The following is a 12008-nucleotide window of genomic DNA, read 5'->3' on the forward strand; positions in this document are numbered from 1 at the left end:
GCGCGCATGACCGGAACGCCCCCCACGTCATCCCCAACCGTCGCTGCGGTGGTCCCCGACAGTGAGCATCGCGGGCTGGTGGCGGCGCTGCCGCCCACCTTGCGCGATTTCGCCCTGCTGGCGCGGTTCGACCGGCCGATCGGCTGGTGGCTGCTGTTCTGGCCCTGCACCTGGGGCCTGTTCCTTGCAGGCGGCGCGGCGCGCTGGGATCTGGCGCTGTGGATGCTGCTCGGCTCCATCGTCATGCGCGGCGCGGGCTGCGTCGTGAACGACATTGTCGATGCCGATCTCGACCGACAGGTGGCACGCACCGCCTCGCGGCCGGTGGCGAGCGGGCGCGTGTCCAAGAAGGCGGCGTGGTGCTGGCTGCTCATGCTCTGTGCGGTCGGATTGGTGGTCCTTGTCCAATTGCGCTGGCAGGCGCAGCTTGTCGCGCTCGCCAGCGTGGGGCCGGTCGCCGCCTATCCCTTCATGAAGCGGATCACGTGGTGGCCGCAGGCGTGGCTGGGCATGGTCTTTTCGTGGGGCCTGCCGGTGGGGTGGATCGCAGTCTCGGGCGATCACCTCGGCGCCATGGCATTGCTCTATGCCGGCGGCATCTGCTGGGTCATCGCCTATGACACGATCTATGCCCTGCAGGACCGCGAGGACGACGCGCTGGTCGGCATCCGCTCCAGCGCGCGCGCCATGGGCGCGCACGTCCGGGGCGGGGTGACGGCGTTCTATTCGGTGGCGCTGGCCCTGTGGGCGGGCGCGTTCTGGCTGGTCCGGCCCGATCCCTTCGCGCTCCTCGCGCTGGTGCCGATGGCGGCGCATCTGGGCTGGCAGGTGCTGACGCTGAAGCAGGACGACGGTGCGGACCCGCTGGCCAAGTTCCGCTCGAACCGCACCGCCGGCTTCCTGATGGCCGCCGCCTGCCTCGTGGTCGGCGCGGCCTGATCGTCAGGCATAGCTGACCAGCTCGAACTCGATGCCGTCCCAGTCGTAGAAGTAGAACCGCCGCCCCGGCGCATAGTCGGCGTGGTTGAACGGCGTCAGCCCATGACGCTCGACCATGCGCTCGGCCGCGTCGAGATCGTCCACCACGATGCCCACGTGCTGGAGCGGCGCGCCTTTCGGGAACGTGCCGGTGACCGGCTCCCTGGGCGTGTAGAGCGCGATGTAGTCGAACTCGGCACCGAGATGGATGGTCCGGCCGTCGTCGATCGCGGGGCCGCGCCAACGTTCCTGCCAGCCGGTGATGTCAGCCAGAAGGCGCGCGGTGCGGTCCGGATCGCTCACCCGGATATTGACGTGTTCAAGGCGGGCTGCGGCCATGATCTGAGGTCCTTTCTGAAGTTTCGCTCGACTCGGTGACCCTGTTTATGCAACCTCAAGCTGACTTGAGGTCAAGATTTGAAGTGGCGGAATCGCGATGAATCGCAACGATCTGATCCCGATTGGCGTGCTGGCCCGGCGCACCGGCCTCGCCGTGTCGGCGATCCGCTATTACGAGGAGCGGGGGCTGGTCGAGTCCATCCGCACGGGCGGCAACCAGCGCCGCTTCCTGCGCTCGGACATCCGACGGCTGAGTTTCATCCTCATCGCGCAGAAGCTCGGGCTGGGTCTGGCCGAGATCGAGCGGGAACTGGCCTCGCTACCCAAGGGGCGCACGCCCACCGTGCTCGACTGGCAGCGGATCAGCCGCTCGCTCCGCAGCGAGATCGACCAGCGCATCCAGTTGCTCACGCGCACGCGGCACAAGCTGGAGGAATGCATCGGCTGCGGCTGCCTCAGCCTCGATCGCTGCCAGCTCTACAACAAGGAAGACCGCGCCGGCGCGGCGGGGCCGGGGCCGCGGTTCGTGCTGGATTAGAGCCGCGTTTTCCGAGCCAGCAGGTGATTTCACCTGCTTCGAAAACGCTCTAGGCGCTGGCGAGCAGTTGTTCCGCAGTGCCAAGATCTACGCTGACCAGCCGCGAGACCCCTTTTTCGACCATGGTCACGCCGAACAGGCGGTGCATCCGGCTCATCGTGACGGCGTTGTGGGTGACGATCAGGTAGCGGGTCTTCGTTTCGCCGACCATTGCGTCGAGCATGTCGCAGAAACGTTCGACGTTGGCGTCGTCGAGCGGAGCATCGACTTCGTCGAGGACGCAGATCGGGGCGGGGTTGGTCAGGAACAGCGCGAAGATCAGCGCCACGGCGGTCAGCGCCTGTTCGCCGCCGGAGAGAAGTGTCAGCGATTGCAGTCGCTTGCCCGGAGGTTGCGCAAAGATTTCGAGGCCGGCCTCCAGCGGATCGTCGCTGTCCACCAGCGCCAGATGCGCCTCGCCGCCGCCGAACAGGCGGGCGAAAAGGCGGCGGAAGTGGCCGTCGACCGCCTCGAATGCGGCGCGCAGGCGTTCGCGCCCCTCTCGGTTGAGATTGCCGATTGAGCCTCTAAGCCTATGAACAGCCTCGGTAAGTTCCGCCTGTTCGGCGACCGAGGTGCCCAGCTTTTCTTCCGCTTCGGCCAGTTCCTGCGCGGCGACGAGGTTGACCGGGCCAATGCGTTCGCGCTCGGCCACGAGCCTGTCATGCTCGGTCGATTCCGCGGCCGATGCGCCCACCTCGGCGGAGGCGAAGGCGAAGCGTTCGGGCAGGACCGGGGGCGGGCATTGGAACCTTTCGCCCGAGATTCCCGCCATTTCCTGCCGCCGGGCGTCCTCGTTCTCGGCCCGGGCGGCGGCGCCGGCGCGGGTCTCGCGCGCGGTCGCCAGAGTCTCGTTCGCCGCGGCCAGCGCGGTGTCGGCGGCGCGGGCGGAACTCTCGCTTTGGGCAAGGCGTGCCTCCGCGCTGGCAAGGTCGGCGGCGATGCGCGTGCGGATCGCTTCGCCCTGTTCGATTTCCTGTATGAGCCCGGCGGGTTTTGCTGCGAAAACAGCACGTTCCTGCGTCAGTTCCTCGGCCCGGCTGGTCATATCGGCCAGCCTTTTGGCCGCATCGCCGGCGCGCGACTGCCAATTCCGGATATCGACCCGAACGGCACCTAAACGCTCCCGAGCGACCGCAAGACCCTGCTGAAGCGCCGCAAAGGCCGCCGTGGCGGACTGCAACGCGACCTTCGCGCTTTCATGCCGCGCGCGTGCCATGTCGAGCGCCGCGCGCCCCGCTTCCGGATCGGGCAGGGCGGCGCGCTTCTCCTCCGCCGATGCCATTTCGGAATCCGATTGCTTGCGCTGTTCACCCAGATCGGCGCGCACGCGGTCAAGCTCTGCGCGCCGGGCGTCCATCCGGGCGCGGGCGGCTTCGGCGGCGTCGAGCGCGCGCAGTGCGCCGCGCTCGGCATCGGCGGCGGCGGACAATGCGCGCTCCACCGTGGCCAGATCGGACTGCACGCGGGCGAGGCCGGTGCGGGCTTCGGCGTCCGAGTTCCCTGCGGCTGCGACCGCGTCGCGCAGCGCGGGGAGGCGCGTCTGGAGATCGGACAGGCGGTTTTCGGCTTCGAGCGCGGCGGCTTCGGCGGCGCCTTCACCGCGCGCGACGAAGCCGTCCCAGCGGCGCAGGTGCCCGGCCTTGGTCACCAGCCATTCGCCGGGAGCGAGCGGCTGGCCTTCGTCGGCATCGGTGACGCGGACGAGCGCGAGGCGGGCGGCGAGTTGCGCCGGGCAGGCGGGCACGTGGTGCGCCAGCGAATCGGGGAGCGGGGCGGGGGCGGGGGCGGGGCCGCCGGTCCAGAAGCGGCCTTCGGCGTTCGCAGGGGCGGGGCCGACCGGGGCCGAGGCATCGCGGCCGAGCACTGCGGCGAGCGCGCGTTCGTAGCCGGGGGCGGCGCGGCTGCCGGACAGGGCGCTGTTGCCGCGTCCCTTGGCGGCGGCGGCCTTTTCGCGGGCGGCCTTGTCGCGGGTGAGGGCATCGGCCTCGCGCTCGATCCCGGCGAGATCGGCGCGCGCGGCGGCGAGCGCGTTGCCGGCAAGGTCGCGCGCGGCGGTGAGCGTCTCGCGCTCCGTGGTGAGCCTTTCGCGCTGCTGCCGGGCCTGAGCCAGTGCGGAGGCAGCTTCGGACCGTGCCGCCTCGGCCGCGGCGATCTGGAGTGCGGGATCGGGTTCGCGGGCGAGCGTCTCTGCCTGCTGGGCGAGGCGGGCGACGTCGGCATCGAGCCGCGCGATGCGCTGGCGGGCGGCGGCGACGGCGGCTTCGGCGACGCGCCATTCGGCGTCGATACCGGCCTGCTCGGCCACTTTCTGCGCCAGCGCGAGTTCGGCCGCGCGCGAGGCGCGCTCGGCGTCGTCGACTTGCGCGGCGGCCTGCGGGCGGCGGGCCTCGTCCGCCGCGAGCGCGGCTTCGGCGGCGGCGACTTCGCCATCGAGGCGGGCGAGCGCGGCGGCGGCGTCGGTGGTCATGCGGTCTGCGTGACCACGATCCTCCTCGATCCGCTGCAACTGGCGGTCGATGTCCTTCAGCCGCTGTTCTGCGGCTTCGAGCTGCGCGGTGAGGCCGGCCATGCGCTGTCCGTGCGCGGCCGAATCCTGCCGCCGGTCGAACAGTTCCTCGCGCGCGCCGGCCAGCGCCTCCCCGGCGGTGTGCTGGGTCTTCTGCGCGTCTGCGGCGGCCTTCTGCGCGGCCAGCACGGCGTCCTCGGCCGCGCGCGCTTCCTTGCGGGCGGCATCGGCGGCGGCGGCGGCATCGCGCCAGCGGGCGAAGACGAGCCGGGCTTCGGCGACGCGGATGCGTTCGCTGACCGCCGTGTAACGCTCGGCGGCGCGGGCCTGCCGGCGCAGGGTGCCAATCTGGCTTTCCAGCCCGGCGAGCATGTCCTCCAGCCGGGCGAGGTTGGCTTCGGTTGCGCGCAGTTTCTGATCGGCATCGCGGCGGCGGACGTGAAGCCCGGCGATGCCCGCGGCTTCTTCGAGCATCATGCGCCGCTCGGTGGGCTTGGCGGCGATGACGGCAGCGATGCGGCCCTGGCTGACGAGCGCGGGGCTGTGTGCGCCGGTGGCGGCATCGGCAAAGACCAGCGCGACATCCTTGGCGCGCACGTCCTTGCCGTTGACGCGGTAGGCGGAGCCCGCGCCGCGCTCGATCCGGCGAACGACCTCAAGCTCTCCGCCATAGGGGCCGGAAGGGTCGGTTTCCGCCGTCAGCATGACTTCGGCGAAAGCGCGGGCCGGGCGGGTGGAGGTGCCCGCGAAGATCACGTCCTCCATCCCGCCACCGCGCATCGACTTGGCCGAGCTTTCGCCCATGACCCAGCGGATCGCTTCCAGCAGATTGGACTTGCCGCAGCCGTTGGGACCGACGACGCCGGTCAGGCCGGGTTCGATGCGCAGTTCGGCAGGCTCGACGAAGCTCTTGAAGCCGCTGAGCTTCAAGCGCTTGAACTGCATCGGTCCCGGCCCCCCCAACAGGCCACCCTTAACGGGCGTGCATCAGCGCGCGCCGGCCTTCTTCAGCAGCGGCTCCAGCGCATCCCAGCTGGCGACGCCGGAATTGCTGCCGTTGATGATGAACGTGGGCGTGCCGGTGATGTTGTAATCCTGGCTGGCCTTGTCGGTCTGGTTGGCGAACGTGGTGGCCTTGGCGGTATCGGCAAGGCACTTGGCGCCCTGGTCGGCGGCGATGCCGCGCGCGTTGAAGAACGCGGTCATGCCGCCCAGTTCGGCCACCTTGCCAAAGCGCTGGGTGGGCGGGGCTTCGCCGGCGGCCTTGAGCGCCGCGTCGCCCGCCTTTTGCAGGTTGGCGAACATGTCCGGCTGGAACGCCCAGAACTGCTCGCTGAGCGGGATCACCGCCTCGGGCGTGCCGCAGGTGGCGAGCAGCGCGGCCGGAATGTCGAGCGCGTTGAGCATGAACAGGCGCAGTTCGTAGCTGACGCGGCCGCTGTTGACATAATCGTCGCGCAGCTTGGGGAAGCCTTCCTTCGAGAAGGCAGCGCAGTGCGAGCAGCTGAGCGCGCCATATTCGATCAGCTTGATCGGTGCGTTGGGGTTGCCCATCAGGTAGCCGCCTTCGGGCGTGGTGGCGAGCACGTCGCTCCATGCCTTGCCGGCGGGCGCGGCCACCTTGGCGGCGGGGGCGGCTTCGGTCACTTCGCCGGGGGCCGCTTCCTTCTTGCCGCAGGCGGCGAGGCCGAGCGCGAGCGGAAGGGCGAGCAGGGCAAGGCGGGCGTGAACAAGCTTCATGATGGGTTTCCCGTTGTGTCGGTTGGGATCGGTCTGAATGCAGGGCTAGCCCAAGCGCGGCCCGGATTGAAGAGGGCGCGCAGGGCTGGCCTGAACCGGGTGGTCAGTTCATCCGCGCTTCGATTTGCGGGCGCAGGCCGGCCCACGAATAGGTGCCGCTGAGCGGAACGCCGTTGATGAGGAAGCTGGGCGTGCCGTTGACGAAGTCCTTCTCCACCGCTTCCTGGGTGTGCGCGGCGAGGCGATCGGCCAGCGCCTTGTCCGCCAGGCAGCGGTCTATGTCGGCGCGCGAATAGCCGCGGGTTTCCATGATGTCGTAGAAATGAAGGTCCGACGCGATGGCGCGGGTGCGCGAGGCCAGCGTGCCCGAATACCAGCGCTGCTTCTGCGCGTCGGTGGCGCTGGCCGCCGGTGCCAGCCAGGTATCCTGCGAGCGCAGGAACGCGGCATGGTTGAGGAAGAACTTCGACGGCGGGCCGCAGTGGGTGAGCAGCGCCACGGTCATGTCGATCCCGTCGCGCACGAAACTGCGCACCTCGATCGAGCCCTTGCCGCTGGCGATCAGGCCGATGCGCAGCTGCGCGTCCGATTCCTTCTCGAAATGGGCGCAGTGGGGGCAGGTGTAGCTGATATATTCGACCAGCTTGAGCGATGCGTTCGGGTTGCCCAGCACGTGGCTGTCCTGCGCGGTGCGCACGACGGTGGCATTCCAGTTGCGCGACGGCGCCTTGGGTAGCGGCTTGCCTGCACCCGCCAGCACGGCGATGCCCAGCAGCGCGGCGAGAATGAGGCCGATGGTCCTGAAGGCGCTTCGCATCACTTCGTCTCTTTCCTGCCCTGTGGTGTTGCCTCTGGCGTGCGGCTCGCCTCGCCAAGGCTGCGCGCCAGCGATTCGAGCACGGCGCGCAGTTCGGGATCGCCGATGTCGCGCAGGCTGTCGCCCAGTTCCATAGGGATCGGTTTCAATGATGGCGGGGCGCTGGTGGCCCGTTTGTCGGCATCCTTGCGCGGCGGTGGCTGAACCTGCCCTTGCCGCAGCTTCACCCGCGCCACGGCGCGGTAGCCGAAGAAGCGGTTCACCCGCTCCATGATCTCGGGCACGACATGCTGGATCAGCGGGGCGTGCGCCGGGGTGACGACGAGCTGGAGGATGCCGTCGGATTTCTCGCCGGGGGCGAAGCGGATCGATTCGGGCGCGCAGTGGCGGGCGTGGTTGGCGCCGACGATTTCCGGCCAGCGCGTGACGACCGAGCTTTGCACGAAGCCGAAGCGGCGGAACGCGGTGCGGCCGATGGCGGGCATGAGATCGGCGATCTGGCGCGCCTCGCCGCCGCGCGGCCGCTCGTATTCGCGGGGCTTTGCCGGCGCGGCGCGGGTCGCTTTGGTTCGGGCGGCCTTCGGGGCGGGCGGATCGCTTTCCATATCGCCTTGCGCCATGCCATAGCGGCGCGATGCAAGCCAGTGGCGAGACGGTTTCAGCCCCCGATCAGATCGACAAGGACGCGTCCGCGGCGCTGCTGCGATGGTATGACGCGCACGCCCGGCGGCTGCCGTGGCGGCGCCTGCCGGGCGAGGCGCGGCAGGAGCCATACCGGGTGTGGCTTTCCGAGATCATGCTCCAGCAGACCACCGTGGCGGCGGTGGGGCCGTACTACGCGAAGTTCCTGGGGCTGTGGCCCACGGTGGAGGCGCTGGCGGCGGCGGACGACGGCGACGTGATGGCCGCCTGGGCGGGGCTGGGATACTATGCCCGGGCGCGCAACCTGCTGGCCTGCGCGCGCGCGGTGGCGGAGGCTGGGGCCTTTCCCGACAGCGAGGCGGGGCTGCGCGCCTTGCCGGGGGTGGGCGACTATACGGCGGCGGCGGTGGCTGCGATCGCCTTTGGCCAGCGCGCGGTGGTGGTCGATGCCAACGTGGAGCGGGTGGTGGCGCGGCTGTTCGCGATCGAGACGCCGCTGCCGGCGGCGCGTCCGCAAATCCGCGCGGCGACGGACCGGATCACGCCAGAGGACCGCGCGGGCGATTTCGCGCAGGCGATGATGGACCTGGGCGCTACGGTCTGCACGGTGAAGGCGCCGCGCTGCCTGCTGTGCCCGCTGCGCAGCGTTTGTGCCGCGCAGGCGCAGGGCGAGCCCGAGCGCCTGCCCGCCAAGGCGGCGAAGAAGGCAAAGCCCGCGCGCAAGGGGCGCGCCTTCTGGATCGAGCGCGATGGGCAGGTGCTGCTGGTGCGCCGTCCGGGCAAGGGGATGCTGGGCGGGATGCGCGCGCTGCCCGACGATGGCTGGGCCGCGCGGGGCGATGGCGCGGGTGCGCCGCCGCTGGAGGCGGATTGGCGATCTGCCGGGGCGGTCCGGCACGGCTTCACCCATTTCGATCTCGAATTGCAATTGATGCTTTGCCTTGGCGGCGATTGGGCTAGTCTGCCGGTGGGAGAATGGTGGCCGATCGAGGACATCGAGGCGGCCGGGCTGCCGACCGTCTTTGCCAAGGCGGCGCGGCTGGCACTGGCGGAAAGGTGAAAGCCTTGGAGACGAAAGGCTGGAACGCATGACCGTATCGCGGCGCGAGCTGCTGCGTTCGGGTGGTCTGCTGGGCGCCGGCTTGCTGGGCGCCGCGCTGTCGTCGGGGCGTGCCTTTGCGAGCATGGCGGCCGAGGCGCGTTATCCCCACGTGACGGGCATGATCGACCGCTATGTTTCGGGCGGAAGCGTGGCGGGCATGGTCGCCGCGCTCGGCTGGGGCGAGGATGTGCCGGTGGGCATCGCGCGCGGCGTGGAAAGCCGGGGCCGGATCGCGCCGGTCACGCTGGACAGCCTGTTCCGCATCTATTCGATGACCAAGCCCGTCACCGGCATGGCGGCGATGATGCTGGTGGACGAGGGCAAGTTGCAGCTCGACCAGCCGATTGCCGACGTCCTGCCGAAATTCGCGAAGATGCAGGTGCAGGTGACGCCCGACGGCGCGCTCGATCAGGTGCGGCCCGCGAAGACGGCGATCACCGTGCGGCATCTGCTGACCCACACCGCGGGGCTGGGCTATACCATCGTGCAGACGGGGCCGATCAAGGCCGCCTATGAAGCGCAGGGGCTGGTGCCCGCGCAGATCAGCCGCGTGCCGGTGCCAGGGCTGTGGACAATGAACGCGGCGCCCAGCCTTGAAGTGTTTGCCGACCGGCTGGCGGAACTGCCGCTGGTCTATGAGCCGGGGACGCGCTGGTCCTATTCGGTGGGGCTGGATCTGCTGGGCCGCGTGATCGAGGTCGTCTCCGGCCAGCCGTTCGATGTGTTCCTGGCCGAGCGGATGTTCGCGCCCGCCGGGATGGACAGCACCTGGTTTCGCGTGCCGGAAAGCCAGGTTTCGCGCCTGACCACCAATTATGCGCTGTTTGGCGGAAGAGCGGTGCCGCTCGATCCGGCGGACAGCTCGGTCTATCTGCAAGCGCCGGCGTTTCCCTATGGCGGGGCGGGGCTGGTCTCCAGTCCGCGCGATTATGACCGGTTCCTGGCAATGCTGCTGGGACAGGGCAGGATCGGCCGGACCCGCGTGATGAGCGAGGCCGCGGTGCGGCTGGGCACGAGCAACCTGCTGCCGCCGGGCGCGGTGGTGACCGACCGGTTCGTCAAGGGCGGCGGGTTCGGCGCGGGCGGCCGCGTGGGGCTGGGCGAGGATGCCGGCACGTTTGGCTGGGCGGGCGCGGCGGGCACCGTGGGCTTCATCAATACCCGGGTCGGCGCACGCGCCGGCCTTTACGTGCAATTCATGCCATCGGAGGCGCTACCCGTGCAGGAAGAATTCCCCAAGGCCGTGTTGGCCGATGTGATGGCGAAGAAGGTGGCGGCGTGATGGTGGAAAAGACGATAGCCTTTGCCGGTTCGGGACTGGACCGCGCCGATCACGTGCGCTCCGACGCCGAAAAGCTGGCGGGCCTGATGAACTGGCGCGCCCGGTTGCTGCGGCTGGACGGAATCGATCCGCTGATCGCGCCCGAAGGCGGGCTGGAGTGGGGCACGCTGGCCGATGCCGATCCGGAAGCGGAACTGGTGTTCCTTGGTCTTGCCGAAGATGGGCGCGGCTGTTTCGCGGAAGTGGCGCCGCGGCTGATCGGCAGCGTGGCGCCGCCCAATCCGCGGCTGTGGCAGGCGATGTCCACCCTGCCGGCCACCGACCTTGCCATCTATGGCGGCGCGCGCAGCCTGGTCGACTGGCACGCGCGGCACCGCTTCTGCGCCAAGTGCGGCGGCGCGACCAAGCTGGCCAAGGGCGGCTGGCAGCGCAATTGCACCAATGATGCCTGCAAGGCCGAGCATTACCCGCGCGTCGATCCGGTGACGATCATGCTGGTGGAATGCGACGGCGAACTGCTGCTGGGCCGCCAGCCCCGCTTCCCTCCCAAGCGTTTCTCGGCGCTGGCCGGTTTCGTGGAGCCGGGCGAATCGATCGAGGAAGCCGTGGCGCGCGAAGTGCTGGAGGAAGCGGGCGTGAAAGTGCGCGACGTGACCTATGTCGCCAGCCAGCCCTGGCCTTTCCCGTCCTCGCTGATGATCGGCTGCTGCGCGGTGGCGGATGACAAGACCATCGTCATCGACGAAACCGAGCTGGACGATGCGCGTTGGTTCACGCGCGCCGAAGTCGAGCTGGCGATGTCCGGCGACGAGGACGGCGCTTTCATCGCGCCCCCGCCTTTCGCGGTGGCGCATCATCTGCTGAAGTGGTGGCTGGCGAAATGAGCGCTCCCGAACAAGTCGTCATCGACATCTGGTCCGACGTGATGTGCCCGTGGTGCGTGATCGGCACGCGCCAGCTGGAAAAGGCGCTGGACGAGCTGGAAGGCGAGATCGAGGCGGAAATCCGCTTCCATCCCTTCGAGCTGAACCCCGACATGCCGCCCGAGGGCGAGGACAGCGCGGCGCACATCATGCGCAAGTATGGCCGAACGCCCGAACAGGCGGCGCAAGGACGCGCGCAGATGAAGACCATCGCGGAAAGCGCGGGCTATTCGTTCGACTACGCTGGGCCCAAAGCAGAGGGGGGCGAGGCGCCGCCTTCGATGATGTGGAACACGCACATGGCGCACCGCCTGCTGGTGTGGGCGCTGCGCGATCTGGGTCCGCAGGTGCAGGCGCGGCTGAAGCACGCGCTGTTCGACGCGCATTTCCAGTATCGCCGCAATGTGTCGGACCCGCAGGTGCTGCTCGACATCGCGGAGGAAACCGGACTCGACCGTACCGCCGCCGAAGCCGCGCTGGCCGATCCCGAGATCGACCGGCTGGTTCATGCGGGCCAGCGACAGGCATGGGACCTGAACGTGAGCGGCGTGCCGGCGATGGTGATCAACGGCAAGTTCATGGTGCCGGGCGCGCAGGACCCGCAGACTTACGCCAGCGTGCTGCGCAAGGTGATCGAGCGCGAGCGTGTGATGGCGGAACGGGCGGGATAGACTGGCAACGGTGCGCGGGGAGGCCCGCGCGCCTTACACCAGTCCCAGTTTCGCCAGTTCGCCCGCCAGCGAGGGCGGCAGCATTTCCGCTTCCTCGCCGTCGGCCAGATCGCGCGGGGCATCGGCGTCGGCAAGGTAGCGCCAGCCCTGATGGGCGCGCTTTGGCTTGGGGTGGACGTCGATCAGCTTGGCGGCGATCACGATTTCGGTGCGGCCGTCCGGCGCTTCCTCGAAACCGAGGATCGGCGAGCGGGCGACCAATTGGTGCTTCAGGATCCAGAACAGCGAGCCGCCGACCATTTCCTCGTGCCGCTTGGGCAGGTAGCGTGTGGTCAGGCGGGCTTCCGCGCCGCGCGCCCGGAACCAGCCGTGGACTTCTTCCAGCGATTGCGCCCCGTAGGCGACCTTGGTCATGTGTAGCGGCATGG

Annotated in this window: 12 protein-coding genes; 6 read left to right on the forward strand and 6 right to left on the reverse strand. The window is 69.5% G+C overall.

The window, feature by feature from the left end; translation table 11 throughout:
• The first annotated feature begins 6 nt into the window (after positions 1-6).
• A complete protein-coding gene (gene ubiA, locus OLX02_RS07175; RefSeq protein ID WP_264422063.1) occupies positions 7-939 on the forward strand; it encodes a 4-hydroxybenzoate octaprenyltransferase in 933 nt (310 codons plus the stop codon).
• A 3-nt stretch (positions 940-942) separates the two neighbouring features.
• Here ubiA and OLX02_RS07180 read toward each other — a convergent pair whose 3' ends face one another.
• Entirely contained in the window at positions 943-1317 is a 375-nt protein-coding gene (locus OLX02_RS07180) for a VOC family protein (RefSeq protein ID WP_264421503.1), read from the reverse strand.
• Between the two features lie 97 nt (positions 1318-1414).
• Here OLX02_RS07180 and soxR point away from each other — a divergent pair, with 97 nt between their 5' ends.
• Entirely contained in the window at positions 1415-1855 is a 441-nt protein-coding gene (soxR, locus tag OLX02_RS07185) for a redox-sensitive transcriptional activator SoxR (protein WP_264421504.1), read from the forward strand.
• A 49-nt stretch (positions 1856-1904) separates the two neighbouring features.
• Here the strand turns inward: soxR and OLX02_RS07190 are convergent, their stop codons facing one another.
• From OLX02_RS07190 to OLX02_RS07205, 4 genes are all read right to left on the reverse strand, one after another.
• A complete protein-coding gene (locus tag OLX02_RS07190) occupies positions 1905-5348 on the reverse strand; it encodes a chromosome segregation SMC family protein (protein WP_264421506.1) in 3444 nt (1147 codons plus the stop codon).
• A 42-nt stretch (positions 5349-5390) separates the two neighbouring features.
• On the reverse strand, positions 5391-6143 hold the full coding sequence (locus OLX02_RS07195) for a DsbA family protein (protein ID WP_264421508.1): 753 nt from the start codon (positions 6141-6143) through the stop codon (positions 5391-5393).
• Positions 6144-6246: 103 nt separating this feature from the next.
• Positions 6247-6960, reverse strand: a complete 714-nt coding sequence (locus tag OLX02_RS07200; RefSeq protein ID WP_264422065.1) for a DsbA family protein — start codon at positions 6958-6960, stop codon at positions 6247-6249.
• Positions 6960-7565 carry a DUF721 domain-containing protein gene (locus OLX02_RS07205; protein WP_264421511.1) on the reverse strand — a complete coding sequence of 202 codons (606 nt, stop codon included), beginning with the start codon at positions 7563-7565 and terminating at the stop codon, positions 6960-6962. Before OLX02_RS07205 ends, OLX02_RS07200 begins: the two co-directional genes overlap by 1 nt.
• Positions 7566-7594: 29 nt before the next feature.
• Here OLX02_RS07205 and mutY point away from each other — a divergent pair, with 29 nt between their 5' ends.
• Genes mutY through OLX02_RS07225 form a run of 4 tightly spaced genes read left to right on the forward strand, consistent with a single transcriptional unit; the run spans position 7595 to position 11580 of the window.
• The gene (gene mutY, locus OLX02_RS07210; protein WP_264421513.1) at positions 7595-8662 is read left to right on the forward strand and encodes an A/G-specific adenine glycosylase; all 1068 of its coding nucleotides are present in this window, start codon (positions 7595-7597) and stop codon (positions 8660-8662) included.
• A gap of 28 nt (positions 8663-8690) precedes the next feature.
• Positions 8691-9986: a serine hydrolase domain-containing protein gene (locus OLX02_RS07215; RefSeq protein WP_264421515.1), complete on the forward strand. Its 1296-nt coding sequence runs from the start codon at positions 8691-8693 to the stop codon at positions 9984-9986.
• Complete coding sequence (gene nudC / locus OLX02_RS07220; protein ID WP_264422067.1) at positions 9986-10870, forward strand: NAD(+) diphosphatase; 885 nt, start codon at positions 9986-9988, stop codon at positions 10868-10870. The genes OLX02_RS07215 and nudC overlap by 1 nt, the downstream gene beginning before the upstream one ends.
• The gene (locus OLX02_RS07225; protein ID WP_264421518.1) at positions 10867-11580 is read left to right on the forward strand and encodes a DsbA family oxidoreductase; all 714 of its coding nucleotides are present in this window, start codon (positions 10867-10869) and stop codon (positions 11578-11580) included. The genes nudC and OLX02_RS07225 overlap by 4 nt, the downstream gene beginning before the upstream one ends.
• Before the next feature lie 33 nt (positions 11581-11613).
• Here OLX02_RS07225 and OLX02_RS07230 read toward each other — a convergent pair whose 3' ends face one another.
• Positions 11614-12006 (reverse strand): DUF1489 family protein, encoded by a 393-nt coding sequence (locus tag OLX02_RS07230; RefSeq protein WP_264421520.1) that lies wholly within the window; start codon positions 12004-12006, stop codon positions 11614-11616.
• Positions 12007-12008 lie beyond the last annotated feature (2 nt).

This window comes from Novosphingobium sp. KCTC 2891 (assembly GCF_025938155.1).
GTDB lineage: Bacteria > Pseudomonadota > Alphaproteobacteria > Sphingomonadales > Sphingomonadaceae > Novosphingobium.